The sequence below is a fragment of the Marinimicrobium sp. C6131 genome, assembly GCF_026153455.1.
Classification (GTDB): Bacteria; Pseudomonadota; Gammaproteobacteria; order Pseudomonadales; family Cellvibrionaceae; genus Marinimicrobium.
The window spans coordinates 3,573,623-3,594,431 of record NZ_CP110629.1 but is presented as its reverse complement, the minus strand read 5'-3'; the positions used below and the strand labels follow the sequence as shown (position 1 = coordinate 3,594,431).

Genomic DNA, 20,809 nt, shown 5'->3' with positions numbered 1-20,809 from the left:
CCGCTAAAATAGCGGCCTTTTACCGGTCTTACGGGAGCCATTGCTTCCGCCCGATCCCACGTTCTGGACCAGCACACTATGGGCAACCGCACCCCTCTGTACGCCACCCATGTCGCCATGGGTGGGAAAATCGTTGATTTCGGCGGCTGGGACATGCCACTGAACTATGGCTCGCAAATGGAAGAGCACCACCAGGTGCGGCGGGCCGCCGGCATGTTCGATGTGTCCCACATGACCGTGGTGGACGTCTGCGGCACCCACGCCAAACCCTACCTGCAGTACCTGCTGGCCAACGATGTGGCCAAGCTGGACGGCAAGCCCGGCAAGGCCCTGTACAGCGGCATGCTCAACCACGAGGGCGGCGTGGTGGACGATCTGATTGTCTACAATCGGGAGGGACACTTTCTGCGTGAAGGCCACTATCGGCTGGTGGTGAACTGTGCCACGCGGGAAAAGGACCTGGCCTGGATGCGTGAAGTCGGTCAGGATTACGATGTCGAAATTGATGAGCGCCCGCATCTGGCCATGATCGCGGTTCAGGGCCCCGAGGCGATTGCCCGGGTGACTCAAGTGTTGCCCCAGTACGCCGAAGGCATTGAACAACTGAGCGTGTTTCAAGCCCATGAGGCGGACGACTGGTTTATCGGCCGCACCGGTTACACCGGTGAAGACGGACTGGAAATCGTGTTGCCCGGCGAGCAGGCAGAGGCACTCTGGAAAGCATTGGCTGAAGCCGGGGTAGCGCCCTGCGGTCTGGGCGCGCGTGACACCCTGCGTCTGGAAGCGGGCATGAACCTCTACGGTCATGAGATGGATGAGCAGACCTCGCCCCTGGTGGCCAATATGGGCTGGACCATCGCCTGGATACCGGAGCAACGCGACTTTGTCGGCCGTCAGGCGCTGACCGACCAGAAGGCAGCCGGTGTGCAGGACAAGCTGGTGGGCCTGAGCATGACCGCGCGCGGTGTGCTGCGCGCTGGCCAGCGAGTGCGTGTTGCGGGGATCGAGCGCGAAGGTGTGATCACCAGCGGCAGCTTCTCCCCGACCCTGGGCCACAGCATCGCCCTGGCCCGGGTGCCCATCGAGGTGGGCGAGCAGTGCGAAGTGGAACTGCGCGGCAAGTGGGTGACCGTTTCAGTCACCAAACCGGCGTTTGTCCGCAACGGCAAAGCCCTCATTTAATTTTTATTCAACTGACCACAGGAAAGCGAGCCATGAGCGAGATTCGCAATGAACTGAAATACCTGCCCAGCCACGAGTGGGCTCGGCTGGAAGAGGATGGCACCGTCACCATCGGCATCAGCGATCACGCCCAGGACAGTCTGGGTGATGTGGTGTTTGTGGAACTGCCGGAAGTCGGCAGCACCGTCAGCAAGGGCGAGGAAGCCGGGGTGGTGGAATCGGTGAAGGCCGCCTCCGACATTTACTCGCCGGTCAGCGGCGAAGTGATTGCCATCAACGACGCGCTGGAAGATTCGCCGGAAACCGTGAACGGTTCGCCCTACGACGATGGCTGGTTCTTCCGTGTGCAGCCGACCGATACGGCGGAGCTGGACGATGCGTTGGATGCCGATGGGTATCGGAACGCGGTGGAGAGCGAAGGGGCTTAAGAAAAAGCCTGGGAAGCACGCATAAAAAAACGGCGCCCGAGGGTGCCGTTTTTTGTTTGGTGGTGTCGTCGGGTGAGTTTACGGCGGATGCGCTCCGCTCCGAGGCGTCGGACCGATCCGCCCTACGTGTGTTTATGCCGCTGCGCTCCGCCGTAACCCAAGCGGGTTAAAAACTCCCCTTAACCCCAAACGACGCGGTGCGACCGTATTCCTCCAACTGGTAGGTGTAACCCTCAGAACCCTGATACAACTCCAGCGGTTCGTCATTGATATTCACCAACTCGAACACCAGATCCAGACTTTCCGCCAGGCGATACGACGCGGTCAGGTCCACCTGGGTGTGCGGCGCCACATAAATATCAAACGCCCGGCTGTCGCCCACCTCACTAAGATACTCGTCACGGTGGGAAATACTCAAGCGTGTGCTGAAGCGGCCCATCTCGTAACCGACGTACAGGTTACCGGACTGTTCGGCCGACTCGGGCAGGGCAAAGGTTTCGCCCTCGCGCTGCTCCAGAGACAACTCGGTGTCCAGGAAAGTCAGGTTACCGCCGACCAGGAAGGCGCCCAACTGCTCTTCCAGATTGAATTCCACCCCGGTCACCGAGGCGTCGGTACCATTGACCGGTGTGGTCACTTCGTACCCGGCAAACTCGGCGTTATTCGTGGTGGTGAATTCAGCGATGTAATCGTCGATATCCTTGTGGAAAACGCCGGCCGAGATCACACCCCCCTCGCGGTACCAATCGAACATAATGTCAAAGTTGGTGGACTGGTAGGGATCTAGATCGGGGTTACCGGCATCAATTTCCTGGTCTTCCCGGTTGATGGAAAAACGCGGGGAGATGTCGGAAAAACTGGGACGGGCGACGGTAGTGCTCCAGGCCGCCCGCAGTACCATGTCGTCGCTCAGGTTGTAACGGTAATGCAGGCCGGGCAGCACATTGGAGTAGTCGGATTCCACGGAGCGATCGGTGATCGACAGATCCCCGTTCTCATCAAATTCCAACTGATTGCCCGTGGCGCTGTAGTCGGTGTACTCCACCCGCGCCCCGGCGATCACCTGCCAGTTATCGGCCTGCCAGGTGCCCATCAGGTAGCCAGCGAGCACATCCTCGTCGGCCACAAAATCTTCGGCCTGCTGCAACTCGCGCGCTTCGTCTTCATCCTGCGGGCGAATCTGGAATGCATCGCGGTCAGCGTAGAAATCGCTCAGGAACATTGATTCACTGATTCCCGCACCCAAATTGGCGAACGGGTAATCCGGCGCGCCGATGGTGTAGGGCTCCAGGCCCAGCTCGGGCACATCGCGCAGTTCGATCTCATTGACGTCGACATCTTTGCTTTTCGCCCGGAAATCAATACCGGTTTTCAGAGAGAAGTTGCGCTGGCCAAAGGCATCGCGGAACAGGGCGTTGGCCGAGAAGTTCAGGTCGTCATCGTCGATGAATTTCGGCTCCAGTACCACGCGATCCAGCAGATACTCGGCGTGATTCAGGTGACTGGTATCTTCAACGCCGTCGTTCAGAATACGGAAGGTCGGAATCCCCTGGCCAATGGTGAACTCACCGTCGAGCGCCTGGGTCTGGTACTCAAACCGACCCTCGGTTTCATCGGGCACTTCCTCACGGGTCATCGAGTAGCCCAACTGGTAATCCAATTCCATGGATTCCATGATGTGCTCACCCCCTAGCGCGAGAGCCGTGGTGTCCTGCTCTTTGGTGCGGAAGCGGATGCGTCGACGGAAGCCGTCTTCGGCGATGTCTTCAAAGGTACCATTGTTGCCATCAAAATTGGTCAGAGCGCCGTCTTCAAACACGTAAATACTACGCTGACGGGTTTCGGCATCCGTGAACCGACTGAATACGGTATTCATGTAGTAGCGGCTGGTGTCATCCGGACGATATTCCAGGTTGACGTTGGCGCCGATGCGCTCGCGGTTGACGTAGTACTTGCGCAGCTGAACTTCCTGCAGGGCCTTGACGGTCTCACCGAGATCATCGTTTTCGTAATAGGCGGCCTCAATATTGTCGGACTGGAATTCGCGATCCAGGAAGTTGGCGCCGAGGGAGATTCCGAAGTTCTCAGAGCCACCAAAAGCATTCACCACGTCGGTGTAGTTGGCCTGCAGTTTGGGGCTGGTCTTCTCGCTCAACTCGTTGTAGGACCCCTCGGCACGATAGCGGAAAGTGTCGCCGTCGTAATCAAAGGCGGAGCCAGACTTCACATTGACCGCACCGCCGATGGCGTCACCGGGCATATCCGGCGTGGGTACCTTGGTGATTTCGATCAGCTCAACGGAGCCGGTGGGAATCACATCCAACGGTACCGCGCGGGAGCCGTCTTCCGGGGTACCGATGCGCATACCGTTAATGGATACCGAGCTCAATCCCGCACTCACACCGCGCACGCTGACAAAGCGGCCTTCGCCCTGGTCACGGGAGATGGACACCCCCGGCAGGCGCTGCAGGGACTCGGCCACGTTCTGGTCCACAAACTGACCCATGGCGTCCGAGGCAATAAAGTTGGTAATGCTGTCCGAGTCCCGGTACAGGTCGATAGCTTCATTACGTGCTTCACGCTGCCCGGTAACAACCAACTCTTCCTGCAAGTTGGACGGCTGGGCATAAGCCAGCGAGGCACTACCTGCAGACAGTGCGGTAACGGCGATTGCCAATGGCATTTGACGGAACTTCATAACATCCCCTTATAACTGATCGTGGAATTATTGGCGTGAGATTCTGTGGATCGTTATAGTGACGAGAGAATGTGACAGGGGGATTCCCGTTTGATGACAACTGCGTGAACTTGCCCAGCCTGAAGAACCTGGTTGAAATGCCCTTCCGTGGCCACTATGTTCAGGTGAACGTCACTCATCCAACGCATCGCCTGCTTGCACTCCAACACGCCGGAGGGACCTATGAAACAGACGGCGTTCAGCCTGTCGGCGCTTATTACCAGTATTGTTCTCCTGGTAACCGGCAACGCTTTTCTGATGACACTCCTGGGACTGCGGCTCAGCTTGGACGGCTTCAACGCGGAGGTAATCGGTTGGATTCTGGTCTTTTATTCCATCGGCTTTGTCGGCGGCACGCTCTATGCCGGGAAGATTATCGAACGCGTCGGTCATATCCGCGCCTTCGCGGTTTTTGCCGCCCTGCTGTCGGTCGCGATCCTTCTGCACCCATTGGCGGTCCAGGCGGGACTCTGGGGCCTGCTGCGTTTTCTCGCCGGTTTTGTCATGGCCGGATTGATGATTGTGGTGGAGAGCTGGATCAGCAGTAAAGCGGACAATCAGAATCGCAGCAGTCTGTTCGCCATCTATCAGGTGGTGTTTTTCCTATCCACCACCGGAGGCCAGGTGCTGATTCGGGTCAGCGATCCCGCCGGGTATGTGCCTTTCACTCTGGCCGCCATCCTGGTGATTCTGGCTCTGATTCCGTTGTCGCTTACCCGTACCGAATCCCCGGTTATTGAGCAGGGCAGACGCATGTCACTGCGGCGCCTGTATCAAGCCTCTTCTGTGGGTGCGACAGGGTCTTTGCTGGCCGGCTTTCTGATCAGCGCTTTCTATGCCATGGGCCCGGTGTACGCCAATCAAATGGGGCTGGAGATAAACCAGATCTCCAACTTTATGGCCTCGGCCATTATTGGCGCCATGCTGCTGGCCTGGCCGGTCGGGAAAATCTGTGATCGCTACGACCGTTACCGGGTTATGCTGGCGGTATCGTTAAGCGGTGGGACTTTCAGTGTCTTGGCAGCCTTGCTTGGCAACCATAACATGCCGCTGCTGATTCTCTGCGCAGGGCTCTACATGGGAATCACCGCCACCCTTTACCCCATCGCGGTGGCGATTACCAATGATCTGATGGACAGCAGCAAAATCACCGCCGCCGCCACGGCCCTCTTGCTCAGTTACGGCGTGGGAAGTTGCATTGGCCCCGTGGTCAGCAGTGTGGTTATGGGAGTGTTGGGGCCGCGCGGTTTATTTATCACCGGCGCTCTGGTGCTGGGCGGACTGAGTCTGTTCATGCTCAAGAAGACCCACGAAAAACATACTCCGGTCAGCCAGCAGGAGCAGTTCATCACCACCACCCCCGAGGCGACCCTGGGCCTTCAGGTACTGGACCCCCGCAACCCGGATTTTGAAGAGTAGTGATCGACACTGCCACATTGAAGGATCTGGATCTGGCCACTTTGCGAATCTCCTATTGAGTTCCGTTTCCGGCCAGTTTTTTCTGCGTCCCGGGTTACACTGACCTTATTGACCTGGGGGACGGCACCGTGACCAACAGCCACTACCGACAAGCCCGACTGGCCCGAGACCATCGCTTCGATGGCCGGTTTTTTGTCGCGGTGAAAACCACCGGCATCTATTGTCGTCCGATTTGCCCGGCCCCGGCGCCGAAAGAGCGGAACGTTCTCTATTTCGACAGCGCCATTGCCGCGGCCAACGCCGGTTTTCGGCCCTGCCTGCGCTGCCGGCCGGACAGCGCCCCGACCTCCTGGGCCTGGAAAGGGACCGACACCACCCTGGAGCGGGCGCTAAGATTGATCGATGACGGGGCACTGCTGGAAGGCAGCGTGACCGACCTGGCCGACCGGCTCGGCATCAGCAGCCGTTACCTCGGCCGGCTGTTCCAGCAAAACGTTGGCACCAGTCCGAAACAGTACGGTCTCTATCAGCAGGTGCTGTTCGCCAAGAGCCTGCTACAACAGACCCGGCTACCGGTCACCGAAATTGCCCTGGCCTCCGGCTTCGGCAGCGTGCGCCGCTTCAATGACTGTTTTGCCAGAGCACTGCGACTGACACCCAGCGCCCTGCGACGCCAGACGTCCCGCCAACTCCCGGAGGCCGGCATGCGCCTCCTGCTCAGTTACCGGCCGCCCTACGACTGGCCAGCGCTGCGGGACTTTCTCCAGACCCGCCTGATCGACACCCTGGAATGGTGCGGCGATGACTACTACGGCCGGACCTTTCGCCTGGCCGACGGGCACAGTGGCCGTTTTACCGCCTGGCACCGGCCCGAGCGTTTTGGCTTCGAGGTCAGTCTGGAACTGAGCCAACCAACCGCCCTGTTGCCGGTGGTCCGGACCATCCGTCGCCTGTTGGACCTGGATGCCGACAGCAGCACCATCGACGCTCACCTGGCGCCGATCCAGAGGCATCTGGGTCCGTTGCGGCCGGGTTTACGCCTGCCGGGTATCTGGGATCCGTTTGAAGCCGGCGTTCGCGCCATTCTCGGGCAGCAGATCAGCGTTGCGGCGGCGCGCAACCTCGTCGCCCGGGTGGTCACCGAGTTGGGTCAGCCAATACCCGGCCAACATAATGAGTACCGGCTATTCCCAGGCCCGGCCGAGCTGACCGGTAATGATCTCGGCTGGTTGAAAATACCCGGTCGTAGACGCCAGACCCTGCTCGACCTGGCGGAGCTGTTCAACAGCCAGCCGGCGCGGGCGGCAGCCCCTGACAATTGGCTGGCGCTCAACGGCATCGGCCCCTGGACGGTAAACTATGCCCGGATGCGGGGCCTGGGCGACAGCGATGTCTGGCTCGGTTCCGATCTGGGTGTGCAAAAAGCGCTGGGGGAACAAAGCCGCCAATGGCGGCCAGAGGATGCCTCGCCCTGGCAGAGTTATCTGACCGTTTATCTGTGGAGTCTGCTATGACCGCCCGTTACCAAAGCCTGCTGGACTCACCGATCGGCACTGTGCGCATTCTGGCCGGTGACGATGCCATCACCCACATTGACTTTATCGATACCGGTGACGCACCCGCCCGTGCTGAAAACACCCTGACCCGGCTCGCCCGCCAGCAACTGAGCGACTATTTCGCCGGTCAGCGTCGGACGTTCGACCTGCCGCTGGCCGCCGCCGGCACCGACTTCCAGCAGGCCTGCTGGAAGGCCCTGCTGACCATTCCCTATGGCGAGACCCGATCCTATGCCGAACAGGCGGAACTCATTCAGCGCCTCAAGGCCGTCCGGGCCGTCGGCGCCGCCAACGGCGCCAACCCGATTGCCATTGTCGTGCCCTGCCACCGGGTTATCGGCAAGAACGGCAAACTGACCGGCTATGCCGGCGGTGTTGAACGCAAAGCCTGGTTACTGGCCCTTGAGCGGCGCTGTGCAGCCGCTCTGTAACGCTTCCAGCAGAACCAGAAACGGGCTCGACCACTTGCGCAACGCCCTTCTGGCCGCGGGCGATCGATGATACCGCTTTCAGGTTTGGCCCCTGCTTTGCGCTGCACCAAGCATCGACTCAAGGTGAGCTAAATAGCGCTCAAACGCCTCTCGACCGGACTCGGTCAGAGATACCTCGGTGACCGGTTTGCGGCCATCAATGCGTTTTTCAATTGCCACGTACCGACGATCTTCCAGCTTGCGTAAATGAGTGCTCAAGTTGCCGTCAGTGGTTTTGACCCGGTCGCGGATAAAGGTGAACTCTGCTTTATCCACGCCGGCCAGTACTGCGATGACCGCCAAGCGAATGCGCGAGTGAATCAGATCGTCGATCTGGGTATGATCAAAATCCGACACCTCAGGCTCCCACCGCGTCCAACCGATGGTGACGCATCCGAATCAAGAGTACGCCGGGCAGCACGTAGAACAGCAACAACAGGACACCCATCAATAAAATGGCGGTTTCACCCGGCCAGATAAACATTGCCAGAGACCCAAGCCACCAGCCAAAGGCCATGTTTCGCAGCCAACCAAGCCCGGCCAGTATGCCGGTCAGAAAAATGCCCACAGCAATGAGTCCACCAAATACCGCGGGAAGATAGGCGCCTGGCAAAGCCCCTTGCCCCAGCCCTGCAAAAAAGAACAACAGTTGGGTGAGACCTAGCGCTATCCAGACCATGCCAACTAACCGTCCCGCGTAGCTCTGCACCGGTTCGCGCCTATCCCGGCGTACCAGAATGACATTCCCGAGCATGCCCAGGATCATGCAGGGCACCCAGGTCACGTAGGGTAAATAGGGTAGAACACCGACCACCTGTAACCAGGTCAGCAGGAGCCCCGCGCTTACCACGACGCCCCAAACTATGAAATAGCCGCCACTGATACAGGCCGCCCGGCGGGTTTCGCTCATCAGCTCCCGAATGTAAGCCAGGTCGCTTTGTGCACGTTCAGTCATCTCGCTCTCCTTGTTAACCAAAAGAATAAAAGCATCTTTCAGCGCCCTGGCGTAAAGCCCACTTCTCAGGAGGCACTGATTACATCCATACTTTGTTTTACAAAGTACTTTGTTTTGTATGCCCAGTCAAATGAAATTTGGTTTCCGGGTTGGGCGATGGCGGTCAGGGCTGGGGGGCGTTCAGAATGGATAGCGAGGGAAGCGGCACCCCATGGGTGCCGCTGACGATTCGATCAGGCTCAGTCCTGGCGCTGAGTGACTTCCAGCAGGTGATAGCCAAACTGGGTCTTCACCGGGCCCTGCACCTCATTGACCGGTGCGCTGAAAACCACTTTGTCGAACTCCGGTACCATTTGGCCCGGACCAAAGGTGCCCAGGTCACCACCATTGCGACCCGAGGGACACTTGGAGTGATCCTGCGCCAGTTTGGCGAAGTCCTCACCGGCTTCGATTTTGGCTTTCAGTTCATTACAGGTCGCTTCGCTGTCGACCAGGATGTGACGGGCGGCTGCTTGAGGCATAATCGTGTCTCTTTGTCATGGGTGTAGATTGAGGGCATACGATAATCGGTAACGCCGTTCAGATCCAGCCCGGAATGGGTTACCGTGAGAGCGCCCTTCAACAGGAGAAATCATAGTGTCAGACAAGACGATTCGCTGGGGTATTATCGGCGCAGGCGTGATTGCCCACAAAATGGCCGAGGCCATCCAGCTTGAAACAGGCAACAAGCTCATCTCCGTTGCCTCTAAATCTCCGGACAAGGCCGAGTTGTTCGCCCGGGAGTACGCCATTGAGGCCGACACCTATGCGTCGCTGGTCGAACGCGACGATGTCGACGTGATCTATATCGCCACGACCCACAACTTCCACGCCGACAACGCGCTTATGGCGCTGGAGCAGGGTAAGCACCTGGTCATAGAAAAGCCCTTTACCGTCAACGCCGAGCAGGCACGTCGACTGAAAAGCGCCGCCGAAGCCAAGGGCTGCTTCCTGATGGAAGCCATCTGGACCCGATTTTTGCCCAGCATGAAAGCGCTGCGTGACGCCATCGGGAACCACACCATCGGTGAAGTGAAAGTCGCCAGTATCAATTTCGGGGGCATTGCCCCGGACCATTACCGGGGACGGCTGTTTGATCCGGCACTGGCCGGCGGCGTCACTCTGGATATGGGCATCTACCCGATCAGCATGCTCTGCTACGTGCTGGGCGAACGGCCCGCCAGTATTCACGCCACCGCCCGGTTCAGCGACACCGGCGTTGATGAAATCGCCTCCTACCAGTTGGTTTTCCCCTCAGGCTGCATTGCCACGGTGAACACCAGCTTCAATCTGTTGATGCGTCAGGAAGCGTTGTTCTTTGGTGACAAGGGCTATATTGACTATCCGGAGTTTCAGCAGAGTGACGCCTTTACCGTCAAGTACTTAAAAGATCGTGCCATCGATCGCGAAGAAATCATCCGCACCGAAAACGCGGACAACGGCTTTATTTTTCAGGTCCGGGAAGCCGCCCGCTGCCTGCGCGCCGGTCTGCGGGAAAGCCCGGTGATTCCCGTGGCGGAAACCGTAGCAATCATGGCGGTCATGGACGAAATCCGACGGCAATTGCCTCTGCAGTACGAGTGCGAGAATGACGGACTTTGATAACCACCCTGACAACACCCCATCAAAAGGAGAATGACCATGACCAACACCGTACCCGGACCGGATGGCAAGCCGCGCTGTTTCTGGTGCAAGGCGGCACCGGAGTTTTTTGAGTATCACGATCGGGAGTGGGGCTTTCCCGTGGATGACGATCGCCAGCTGTTTGAGAAGCTGTGCCTGGAGAGCTTTCAGTCCGGTTTGAGCTGGCGCACGATCCTGGCCAAGCGGGATAACTTCCGGAAAGCGTTCAAAAGCTTTGATTTTCACAAGGTGGCCCGCTTTACCGAAAAGGATGTTCAGCGCCTGTTGGAAGACGCCGGTATCGTTCGTCATCGGGGCAAAATCGAGGCGGTGATCAATAACGCGCAGCGAGCCAAAGAACTGGTTGCCGAGGAGAGATCATTGGCCGCCTATGTGTGGCGTTTTGAGCCGACGGAGCGACCGGATGTGGACCCGCAGACGCAGAGCACCTCGCCGGAATCGGTCGCACTGTCGAAAGACCTGAAAAAGCGCGGCTGGAAGTTTGTCGGGCCGACCACGGTTTACGCCTTTATGCAGTCAATGGGGCTGGTGAATGATCATGCCCACGAGTGTTGTATGCGGCAGGAGATTGATAAGGCGCGTAAGCGGTTTAGGCGGCCAGTTGTGTGAGTCTTGTCGGATTACGTACTGCGCACTAATCCGACCTACTGAGTTTTGGCAGGTCGGGCGCAGCCCCGGTTCGGCGGCAGCGCTCGGAGCAGTATTTGACGTTATCCCAGTCCTTCTCCCATTTCTTCCGCCAGGTGAAAGGTCGCCCGCACACCGGGCAGGTTTTGCTGGGCAGGTTGCGCTTTTTACGGGCTTTGGCCATGTAGAGTGGCTCCAGCGGATCAGTAGCGCACGATGAAATCTGAATCGGCCGGCTCGCTGTCGGCCTCGCTGACCTCAACCTGGGTGACTTCCGCCAGCGCCGGGCCCTGCCAAAGCCAGGTTTCGAAGGCTTGCAGTGTTTCGGGAGCCCCCTGGGCCAGCGCTTCGACCTGACCGTCGGGCAAGTTGCGAACCCAACCGGTGAGGCCGAGTTCCCGGGCTTTGCGCTGGGTGTTGGCGCGATAGGAAACGCCCTGAACGCGCCCCTGAATCAGGTAGTGTTTAGCGTCAATCAACGTATTGCCTCGCTTGCCGGTTCGGCATAGTCTGTCCGTTGCCATCCATAACCCAAGAGTTTGCCATGTCTGGGCGTGCCTCCGAAACCTCCGCCGATCCCATCACGATAGTAGGGGGTGGGTCCAGGAGGGAGAGTAAGCGCGTCTACTATTGCCATGGAGTCATTGCCGCTTCAGGTAACGGATAAGCTGCTCGATTCGCGGATCGCCCGGCTGCAACGACCGCACCTTTTGGGCGTAAATCAACGCCTGCTGCCAGTGCTCGGCTCGCCGATGGGTATCCACCAGAGCGTAAAGAACCTCCAGGTTATCGGGTTGGCGCACATGCAGCTCACTCAGGACCTCCAGTCCCTCGGCAACTTGACCGAGGGAGGTCAACGCCACCGCATGGACGTAGCCATAACGAATGTTGGTTGGCTCGAGTTCCGCGGCACGGTCGAGAAACTTGATTGCCTCCTCGTAGCGCTTTTGTCGAATGAGCAGAAGGCCCAAGGCATGATGAGGGCCCGCCGCCTCTGGCAGGGCCTCAAGGATGGCCCGCAGCAGGGGCTCGCCTTTGGTATCCTGATTGCGGACACGATACAAGTCCGCCAGATTCATGGTCGCCGCCAGGTGGTAGGGTTCCAGCACTAGCGCCTGGCGGAAGGCTCTCTCGCCCCGCTCATGATCGCCTCGAGCCACATGAAATATCCCCAGATTCACTTGGGCGCCAGGCATGTCGGCGTTCTGCTGCAGTACGGTCACATACGCGTCCCTCGCCTCCTCCAGCACTGCCCGCTGTGAATCCGTCAAGGCCCGGTCAGGAACGTCGTTCAGGAGTCTTGTGGCTTCGAGACGCACCACCTTGCGTGGGTCCGTCAGCAGCGGAAACACATCCTTCAACCGCTGCTCGGGAGGACGCACTTCCAGTGCGCGCAGAGCACCAAGGCGAACCAACGGATCGTCGTCATTCAGGTTTTCGCGGGCCGTGACCAGCGCCTGGTTGCCAGGCTGACCGGATAACAGGGACAGGGCCGTGCCGCGAACGACGCCAGACTCTCCCTCTCTGTTCGCCAATTGACTCAGCCGCCTTTCCGAGTCTGCTGCTCCTGTTTGGGCCGTGGCCAGAGCTTCGCCATAATGGTCGGGCAACTCTTTGCCCACTTCTTTCAACCAGCTTTCCATAGCGCTGGCCGCCCAGGCATCAGATCGCTCCTCATGGCACTGGGTACAGGCGTTGGGCGTGCCCAGTTTGATGCTGAAGTCGGGGCGGGGGATCCGCAGACTGTGATCGCGCCGGGGATCCACAACCATGTAGGTTTTCTCCGGCATATGGCAATTGACACACTGAGCGCCGTTGCCGGCGGGATGGTGGTGATGTTTTTGGGTGTCATACACGGAGGGCTTGTGGCACTGGGCACAAACGGCATTACCCTCCGCTTTCAGCTCAAGACTGTGTGGCTCGTGACAGTTGGAGCAGACGACCCCCTGCTGATACATTCTGCTCTGCAAGAAGGAGCCCATGACATAGACCTCCTCAAGAATTTGACCGTCGGCGTGATACTGAGGCGGGTTGATCAGTTCGATCTGGTGTTTGTCGAGAAAGTGGCCGGGCAGGTCCGGATCATCGATCAGCATACGCCGGGAGTGGCAGCTACCGCAGACAGATAACTGCCCATCAAGGCCTGGTGAGGTCGTCTCTTTGAGTTGAGCGGTACTTTCCCCCTCACTGTGCAGCCACTGGCCCATGGCGCTCAGGGAACGCTCGAGTCCCCGGTTGCCGACATCGGTTTCAGCCTCGTCCTTTCCGGCCCACTCCACATGAGATTCTCCCGGCCCGTGGCAGGCCTCGCAGGCAACATTGATTTCCGACCAGCGGGTATCGTAGCGGTTGGTCTCGGGGTCGTAGTTTTTTTCGAGATTGGTCGAATGACAGTGGGCACAGCGGCTGTTCCAATTGAAATAGGTGCCGGTCCAGTGCAGGACGTCATCGTGGGGAATCCGTTCATCGGGATAGATGTGGAACCAGCGCTGGCCGCCCTCGGACTCCGGCCGACTGTCCCAGGACAGGCTCAGCGCCTGCAACCGACCGTCCGGGAAGGCAATCAGGTACTGCTGAAGAGGCTCAACACCGAACGTGTAGGCGATTTCAAACACTTCCTTCTCACCTCTGGTGTTAGCGGTCTCCACATAAAAGTGATCGTCGCGGCGGAAGAATCGACTTTTATCGCCATAATGGTCAAAGGTGACGTTATCAAAATTGCCGAGTACATATTCGGGTGTGGCGGGTTTCATGGCCCAGTCATGGTGCGAGCCCTGCCAGAGCTCGTACTGCTTTTCATGACAGCCGGCACAGGTTCCGGAGCCGACAAACCCGTCCTCCGCCGCACACAACTTGATGGCCGGAAACAGAAAAAAAGCAATCAAACCGAAGAAAGTCGACCTAACTATCTTGCTCACAAAGCCTGACACTGTCGCCACCCAAAAGGCGTCCGCCTTACATTTCTCAAACGGACATCCTCGCTCAGGATAAAAAAGTACGCCATTACCACTTAAAATTTCTGAACACGAGATTATGCTTCTTATCGTCCTTTTTCAAATCCAGGTGTGGGGAGTAAGTTTCCACTGTTACCTTACCGGATTTCGGCCATATCCTCATGATCCTCAGCCATCCGTTGCCGCCATTCTCGCTGCCGGCTACCCCTTCTTGAAAGTTTGCCAAGAATTGGTACACGTTCTTTCCGCTTCTGTTAGTACTCACCAGGGTTCCTGCCCCGTCATTGAGAACGTGGCCGGAGACGGTAAAACGTATATTGTCATTGGGGTAAACCAGCTTTTGCCATACTTGCTCACCATCGTTTACGGCATCTTCACCGCTATCTTGCCCAATGCCATAATCCTGCGCCCGCCAATAGTCCCCCCGCCCCTGACGGGAGTCGTCCGAGTACATGTAGGCGTGGGTATTCAGGATTACCGTGGCGTCAGGGTGTCGCTTTACCACATTGTTGGCCCAGTCCAGCACTTTATTTCTCGGACCAAACTCCAGGCTTAAGACCATCCATTTTCGACCACCCACGCTGAAAATATGGTAAGTGTTGTCACTTTTTCCTTCGGGGAAAGATTCTCTGAAGAAACGCATATCCCGCAACATCCGGACCGGAAAAGCGTGGTTGAACAGGCTAGTGTCCCGAACATCTGCGAACTTACCGGGGCCGCTCCCCATGTCATGATTACCAACGGCAACAGTGTATGGCACCACGCCGTTCAACCGGTAAAAGTTATCCGTTATGACACTCCATTCCTCGAGGCTATTATTTTGTGTCAGATCCCCTTGCTGGAGGACAAAATCAATTGATCCCCGGTTTTCAAGTATCCAGTCAATTTGGGATTTCAGGATTTCCGGATATTGTTCCGAATAGGTTTGTGTGTCGGGTACCAACACAAACGTCATAGGCCTGGCAGCGGAACACCCCGTCAGAATGATCAAAGCCAGCATCATGAAAAACGCATATCGCATGGTCATCAACCTACTCATGAACTAAAAAAAACCCCCGTTTTACCGGGGGAAAACATGGGGATCACAGCACCTGGGTACTTCTGGGTTCGACCGTATCGTCGTCGTGATCGTTATAGGTGAGAAACTTCTCTTTCAGATAACGAACCTTGTTTCGATAACGTTTATCATCGATCAGATTATACTCCTGAGCCAGGTCGTTCTTCAGATTATAGAGCTCGGTCGCCCGATTGTCTTTGTCCACCACCAGGACCCAGTCCCCTTCCCTGATCGCGCCGTCGTAGGCGAAGCCGGCCTGATAAATGGCAAACTCACGCAGTGGGTCGCTCTCATCCTGCTCTCCGGTCAACACGGGCAGCAGGGAGATACTGTCCATCGCCTGGTCTTTCTGCATTGGTACGCCCGTCATCTCATACATGGTCGCCACCCAATCCAGGCCCATTATCAACTGGTCCGAGACGCTACCCGGACGAATGACGGAATTCGCCGGCGTTCCATCCCCCCACTTGGCAATGAATGGCACTCGGTGTCCCCCCTCGTATATAGAGGCTTTGTAATCACGAAGCGGGCCATTATTGTCATGAGACGGGTCGCCATAGTGGGTAATCCGGGGCCATAACGCGCCATTATCACTGGTGAAGAAAATCAGCGTGTTGTCAGCGACGCCCTGCGCTTCCAGAGTTTCAAGAATTTTACCGACCTGCAGATCCAACTCATAGAGCACGTCGGAGGTCATCGCGCCGGTTTTTCCATAGACCTGCTCATCAATGGAACTGGGGTCGCCATCGAAATCAAAAGGCGGCGTGTGCGGAACATGGATCGCCTGGGAGGAGAAATAGACCATGAAGGGCTGATCACTTCCCGTACGGCGATTGTTCTCAACGTGAGACGTAATAAAGTCCGCCGTAGCATTGGTCAATTGAATGCCAACCTGGCTGGAATCGTAGTCCACGTCGCCACGTGCCGGTACATGCGCGGCTTCCACGATCTCGGACAAGCCGTTATCGCTGATCCGGTAAAATCCGTCCCGGTACAAACGGGTACTGGAGTTGTCAGCCGGATTGCTCGGGTCAATGGGTTTGAACTTGCCGTTTTCGAAAAAGGCGTAAGGCTCGTGCTGAATACCACTGGGCAGACCCAGCCAGTAATCAAAACCGTGTTCATTCAGACCGTCATCAAAGCCGCGACTGAAATCCTTGGTGTTCAGCTTGTCCTTTTCCCGAATGGGTTCGCCATCTTCATTGTAGACGGTTCCCCCCAGGTGCATTTTACCGAAGAAGGCAGTTTTGTAACCGGCTTCCCGCATTACTTCGGCAACAGTGATATGACGACCCGCGTCGGTGCGATCACCGTTTGCGCTGAAACCCGAGCTGTTGTTCACGTCCCAGCTACCGCCGGGCCGCCCGTTACGGTAGGGGTAGCTACCGGTCAGCAAACTGAATCGGCTGGGCGCACAGAGCGCCGCCGGTGAATGGGCATCAGTGAACCGCATTCCCTCTTCGGCAAGGCGATCAATATTAGGGGTCGGGACCTTGCCACCATAAGAGCCAAGATCACCAAAGCCGACATCATCCGCCAGGATGAAAACCACATTGGGCGGCTTTCGCGCTTCCACCGTGGCCTGCCCGGACTGCACACAGGCACTGAGCAGGGTGGTGGACGAAAGCAACGCCGCCAGCGCCACTTTCGCGTGAGTTTTCAGGAGTTGGTTTAACATTTTAATGCTCCAGTGATCGGGGGTTTCCCCTGCTTGTTATTTGTTGGACACCAGTTTAAAGCCCGCTTCCAGCACATCCCGGGAACTGGAACCGACGAACACCGTGAATTGGCCGGGCTCAGCGCCGTAGCTCATGTCCGCGCGGTAAAACGACAGGTCTTCCTCGCTGAGGGTGAACTCCACAGTTTTGCGCTCGCCCTGCTCCAGAGAAATTTTCCGGAATCCTTTCAGCTCTTTCACCGGTCTGGTGACACTACCGGTCACGTCCCGGACATAGAGCTGAACAACTTCCTCACCACTCCTGTCTCCGGTGTTGGTCACATCCACGGAGACGGTCAGCGTGTCTCCCATTGTCACTGTATCGGCGCCGAGAGTCAGGTTGGTGTATTCAAACGTCGTATAGCTCAATCCATAGCCGAACGGATACAGGGGTTCGTTCGGCGTACTCAGGTACCGAGACCGGTATTTCTGTTCGGCACCTTCCGGCTCATAGGGGCGTCCGGTATTTTTCATGTTGTAATAAATAGGAACCTGTCCCACAGTGCGCGGAAAGGTTGAGGTCAACTTGCCGGACGGGTTGTAGTCACCAAACAGCACGTCGGCCACCGCTACCCCCGCCATGGTGCCGGGGTACCAGGCCTCCAGAATGGCATCGAGATTGCGGTCCTCCCAGGTCAACGTCATGGGGCGACCGCTCATCAACACCAGAATCATCGGTTTGTTCAGCTTTTTCAGCTCTTTCATCAGTGCAAGCTGATTACCTGGCATATCCAGGGAGGTCCGACTCGCAGCCTCGCCGGTCATATTCCACTTCTCCCCCATGGCCAGAACGATAACGTCGGACTGTTGCGCTTTTTCAATGGCTTCCTTGAAACCACTGGCGCTTCCCTTGCTGTCGAACTCGTAGCTGGCGCCCTTGGCGTAATTGATTTCCACGCTGTCCCCAACTTTTTCGCGGATACCTTCCAACAACGTGACGGGTCGCTCATACCGGTCGCCGGCAGCAGACCAGGATCCGATCATGTCCTCTTTGCTGTCCGCCAGGGGCCCGATCAGCGCGATGGACAGATCATTTTTGCGAAGCGGGAGAGTGTCGTTCTGGTTTTTCAAAAGCACCATCGACTTTTTGGCCATCTCGGTCGCGGCCCTCAGATGTTCATCTTTATAGACAAATTCCTGCTGGCGCGCTTTGTTCGAATAACGGTACGGATCCTCGAACAGACCAAGGCGGTACTTCATCTCCAGAATTCGTCGAACCGCGTCGTCCACTCGATCTTCAGCAACCCTCCCTTCCTCGACGAGACCACTCATGTGTTCGTAGAAGGTGGCTCCCTGCATATCCATATCGACTCCGGCATTGATAGCCAGCTCTGCCGCATGATTTTCGTCGCGGGCGTAACCGTGGGGCACCAGTTCGTTGATGGAGGTATAGTCGGTGACAACAAAACCATCAAAGCCCCACTGATCTTTCAGAAGGTCATTGAGCAGGTAATTGCTGGCACTCGCCGGCACACCGTTCAGATCGTTGAACGCTGTCATAAAGGTGGCGACGCCTTCTTCCACCGCTGCTTCGAAGGGTGGCAGGTAAGTACTGAACAACTCACGCTCGGACATATCGGTAGTGTGGTAATCCCTACCAGCCTGGGCCGCACCGTAAGCCGCATAGTGTTTGGCACAGGCCAGGACGGTATCCGTATCGCTCAGGTCATCGCCCTGAAAGCCACGAATCCGGGCTTTGGCGATTTCCGTAGCCAGAAAAACGTCCTCACCCGCGCCTTCGGAGATTCGTCCCCATCTTGGGTCACGTGCGATGTCCACCATTGGAGCGAAGGTCCAATGAACACCCTCGGCAGACGCTTCGATAGCCGCGATACGTGCAGCCTGTTCTATGGCACCCAGATCCCAGGAAGCAGACTCACCGATGGAGACCGGAAAAATGGTTCGATGTCCATGGATGACGTCATAACCAAACAGTAGAGGAATACCCAGGCGGGTTTCCTCCACCGCAATTTTCTGCAGCCCACGCGTATAGTCCGCGGTAAAAGCATTGAAAATCGCACCAACCCGACCGGCACGAATATCCTTTTTGTAGTCCTCCTTCATGGTCGGGCCGGTTCTGTCCCAGTTGCTGGTCAATAGGTTAAGCTGCCCTACTTTCTCTTCCAGCGTCATTTTCTCCATCAGGTCGTCAATGAAAGCGTTCATTTCCGCATCCTGGCGGATAGGTGACTTCTCTTGTTCCGACTCGATGTTGTCGGGGGTCGTTGCCGCTTCGCTAGCCACGTCGCCCGAGCAGCCGGCCAGTATCCCCAGGGCTCCTCCAATCAGAAGAGAAGCCAGTAATGTTTTGGCAGTATTCATGTCTCATTCCAAACGTTTGTGAGTTCAAGCCTATGCACTAAGGTTCACAGCAGTTATTCAGTAAGAGAAGCCCAGTCGCTTCAGACCTTTCTGGACGTCTTCGTCGCGCATAAAGTATTCCCACAAAAGGCCCGTGCGATAGTTCTCCAACATGGCCACAATCGGCCCCTGGTCGATGGCCAGGTAAGTTTTTCTGACTTGCTCCTTGGGGTCATCACTAACGGAGAGATTGATTCCATCGTAGAAGCCCATGCTCCCAAACAGCTCTTTACCGTGGTTGTAGTAAAGGTTTTTCAGCACCTCCATGGACTCTTCCGGCGTGTAGGGCAGGGAGGATAGTGCGGCGGTAACCGTGATGGTCCCTTCATCCCGGCGGAATCCGGGCGCATGCGCGGCATAGCCGGCTGGCACCCGGTCACCCGCAGTGAGGCCCCAAAAATCCTCACCATAGCCCTCCCAACCATGTGGGTTATCAATGCAGTACGCCCGGTTGATCAGGGTATGGCGCTTGTTTTGTTCCCAGTAATTGGCGTAGCTGTCGCGCAGATTGCGAGGGTCCAGCCCCAGGAAAGAATAATGCGCAAAGAATAGGGGTCCGCCCATGTGTTTTTTGTTGCCCAGCGGTAGCGCCATGCCGTAATAATCATTGTAGTTACCAAAGGTAGGGCTGTCCCAGGATGCCCAGCCTTCGTGATAAACCGCTGGATCTATGGCGTGGGTTGGTGATGAGGCTGCCAGCACGTAGACGATCAGCGCCTCGTTGTAACCATGAATGGGGTGATCCATCTTCCACCCGTGTTCCTTGGACCAGTGCCAATAGAGAACATTTTCCCCCTGGGTGTACCAGTCCCATTCCATCGCTTGCCACAGGCCGGTAATGCGCTCCCGCAAGGCGGCTTCCTCGGTGCTCTCGGCGTTGAAGTACTGGCGGGCGGCCAGCAGGCCCTGCGCCATAAAGGCGGATTCGACGATATCACCACCGTCATCGTATTTGCTGAAGTGGAAAACCTCTTCGGTGGATGCGTCATACCAGTGCGCCCACATGCCATGGAAGGTTTCAAGCGCTTCAAGAGAGCTGACGAGCGTTTCCATTCGCTTTACCGCCTGGTCACGGGTAATCCAGCCGCGCTCGGCGCCCACGATGACGGACATAATGCCGAAACCGGTGCCACCAGAAGTGATGATGTCGCCGTCTTTCGGGTTGGGAATCCGTTCATAAGCCCAGCCCGTCTCCTGGTGCGCATTGTCCCAGAAATACCGGAATGTATACTTCTGGACCATATCGATGAGCTCTTCGTCTGAAAAATCACGGGTTTCAGCCGTCGTTTCCCCAACTTCAAACAGTCCGTTTTCCCGCTGCTCGAAAAGCTTGTAATCCACGGTCAGGTTACGCCCCTGATCACCCACATAATCCAGATAGCCGTCGCTGGACGTTACCACTCGCTCGACCCAGTCACCGCCGTCGATGGACGCCTTGACCACGTAGGTCTTATCCGGGCTGTAGACGCTATCCCAGTTAAGTTCAACATGACGATCATAACCATCCGCCGAAATGACGGAGGTTGCCGAGGTGCAGGCACTCAGCATCACCATCAGTCCGGCGACAGCCACCTTGCCCCATTGATTGTTCATTGTGATTACCTCTGAAGTTCTGTAAATAGGCGCTATTACCGCGCTGAAGACATGCCCCGGCCATTACGTC

Annotated in this window: 18 protein-coding genes; 7 read left to right on the top strand and 11 right to left on the bottom strand. The window is 57.2% G+C overall.

The genetic code is table 11. The features are described from left to right. The first annotated feature begins 78 nt into the window (after positions 1 to 78). Together gcvT and gcvH are read left to right on the top strand one after the other, a co-directional pair. Entirely contained in the window at positions 79 to 1,182 is a 1,104-nt protein-coding gene (gene gcvT, locus OOT55_RS15350; protein ID WP_265366718.1) for a glycine cleavage system aminomethyltransferase GcvT, read from the top strand. Between the two features lie 32 nt (positions 1,183 to 1,214). Further along, on the top strand, positions 1,215 to 1,610 hold the full coding sequence (gcvH, locus tag OOT55_RS15345; RefSeq protein ID WP_123639303.1) for a glycine cleavage system protein GcvH: 396 nt from the start codon (positions 1,215 to 1,217) through the stop codon (positions 1,608 to 1,610). Positions 1,611 to 1,776: 166 nt separating this feature from the next. On the opposite strand, the gene OOT55_RS15340 is transcribed toward gcvH, so the two are convergent. After that, the gene (locus tag OOT55_RS15340) at positions 1,777 to 4,308 is read right to left on the bottom strand and encodes a TonB-dependent receptor (RefSeq protein ID WP_265366717.1); all 2,532 of its coding nucleotides are present in this window, start codon (positions 4,306 to 4,308) and stop codon (positions 1,777 to 1,779) included. Positions 4,309 to 4,530: 222 nt separating this feature from the next. Between OOT55_RS15340 and OOT55_RS15335 the strand changes: the two genes are divergently transcribed. The 3 genes from OOT55_RS15335 (at position 4,531) to OOT55_RS15325 (ending at position 7,753) form a co-directional block, all read left to right on the top strand. After that, the gene (locus OOT55_RS15335; RefSeq protein ID WP_265366716.1) at positions 4,531 to 5,766 is read left to right on the top strand and encodes an MFS transporter; all 1,236 of its coding nucleotides are present in this window, start codon (positions 4,531 to 4,533) and stop codon (positions 5,764 to 5,766) included. 128 nt (positions 5,767 to 5,894) lie between these two features. Further along, the gene (locus tag OOT55_RS15330; RefSeq protein WP_265366715.1) at positions 5,895 to 7,280 is read left to right on the top strand and encodes a DNA-3-methyladenine glycosylase 2 family protein; all 1,386 of its coding nucleotides are present in this window, start codon (positions 5,895 to 5,897) and stop codon (positions 7,278 to 7,280) included. Then, a complete protein-coding gene (locus OOT55_RS15325; protein ID WP_265366714.1) occupies positions 7,277 to 7,753 on the top strand; it encodes a methylated-DNA--[protein]-cysteine S-methyltransferase in 477 nt (158 codons plus the stop codon). The genes OOT55_RS15330 and OOT55_RS15325 overlap by 4 nt, the downstream gene beginning before the upstream one ends. Before the next feature lie 78 nt (positions 7,754 to 7,831). Here the strand turns inward: OOT55_RS15325 and OOT55_RS15320 are convergent, their stop codons facing one another. From OOT55_RS15320 to OOT55_RS15310, 3 genes are all read right to left on the bottom strand, one after another. Further along, positions 7,832 to 8,149 (bottom strand): winged helix-turn-helix domain-containing protein, encoded by a 318-nt coding sequence (locus tag OOT55_RS15320; protein WP_265366713.1) that lies wholly within the window; start codon positions 8,147 to 8,149, stop codon positions 7,832 to 7,834. Between the two features lies 1 nt (position 8,150). After that, positions 8,151 to 8,747: a hypothetical protein gene (locus OOT55_RS15315; RefSeq protein ID WP_265366712.1), complete on the bottom strand. Its 597-nt coding sequence runs from the start codon at positions 8,745 to 8,747 to the stop codon at positions 8,151 to 8,153. 239 nt (positions 8,748 to 8,986) lie between these two features. Further along, positions 8,987 to 9,268, bottom strand: coding sequence for a peptidylprolyl isomerase (locus OOT55_RS15310; protein WP_123639311.1), 282 nt, complete (start codon positions 9,266 to 9,268; stop codon positions 8,987 to 8,989). A 115-nt stretch (positions 9,269 to 9,383) separates the two neighbouring features. Between OOT55_RS15310 and OOT55_RS15305 the strand changes: the two genes are divergently transcribed. Together OOT55_RS15305 and OOT55_RS15300 are read left to right on the top strand one after the other, a co-directional pair. Continuing rightward, on the top strand, positions 9,384 to 10,388 hold the full coding sequence (locus tag OOT55_RS15305; RefSeq protein ID WP_265366711.1) for a Gfo/Idh/MocA family protein: 1,005 nt from the start codon (positions 9,384 to 9,386) through the stop codon (positions 10,386 to 10,388). Between the two features lie 39 nt (positions 10,389 to 10,427). Then, positions 10,428 to 11,039: a DNA-3-methyladenine glycosylase I gene (locus OOT55_RS15300; protein WP_265366710.1), complete on the top strand. Its 612-nt coding sequence runs from the start codon at positions 10,428 to 10,430 to the stop codon at positions 11,037 to 11,039. Positions 11,040 to 11,064: 25 nt separating this feature from the next. Here OOT55_RS15300 and OOT55_RS15295 read toward each other — a convergent pair whose 3' ends face one another. The 7 genes from OOT55_RS15295 to OOT55_RS15265 form a co-directional block, all read right to left on the bottom strand. Further along, on the bottom strand, positions 11,065 to 11,241 hold the full coding sequence (locus tag OOT55_RS15295) for a DUF2256 domain-containing protein (RefSeq protein WP_265366709.1): 177 nt from the start codon (positions 11,239 to 11,241) through the stop codon (positions 11,065 to 11,067). A gap of 19 nt (positions 11,242 to 11,260) precedes the next feature. Next, positions 11,261 to 11,536, bottom strand: a complete 276-nt coding sequence (locus tag OOT55_RS15290; RefSeq protein WP_265366708.1) for an acylphosphatase — start codon at positions 11,534 to 11,536, stop codon at positions 11,261 to 11,263. Between the two features lie 162 nt (positions 11,537 to 11,698). Beyond that, positions 11,699 to 13,975, bottom strand: coding sequence for a tetratricopeptide repeat protein (locus OOT55_RS15285; RefSeq protein ID WP_265366707.1), 2,277 nt, complete (start codon positions 13,973 to 13,975; stop codon positions 11,699 to 11,701). 85 nt (positions 13,976 to 14,060) lie between these two features. Beyond that, positions 14,061 to 15,038: a metallophosphoesterase gene (locus OOT55_RS15280; RefSeq protein ID WP_265366706.1), complete on the bottom strand. Its 978-nt coding sequence runs from the start codon at positions 15,036 to 15,038 to the stop codon at positions 14,061 to 14,063. Between the two features lie 55 nt (positions 15,039 to 15,093). Beyond that, positions 15,094 to 16,746: a sulfatase family protein gene (locus tag OOT55_RS15275; RefSeq protein ID WP_265366705.1), complete on the bottom strand. Its 1,653-nt coding sequence runs from the start codon at positions 16,744 to 16,746 to the stop codon at positions 15,094 to 15,096. Between the two features lie 36 nt (positions 16,747 to 16,782). After that, a complete protein-coding gene (bglX, locus tag OOT55_RS15270) occupies positions 16,783 to 19,107 on the bottom strand; it encodes a beta-glucosidase BglX (RefSeq protein WP_265366704.1) in 2,325 nt (774 codons plus the stop codon). 57 nt (positions 19,108 to 19,164) lie between these two features. Then, positions 19,165 to 20,739, bottom strand: a complete 1,575-nt coding sequence (locus OOT55_RS15265; protein WP_265366703.1) for a glucoamylase family protein — start codon at positions 20,737 to 20,739, stop codon at positions 19,165 to 19,167. Positions 20,740 to 20,809: the final 70 nt, after the last annotated feature.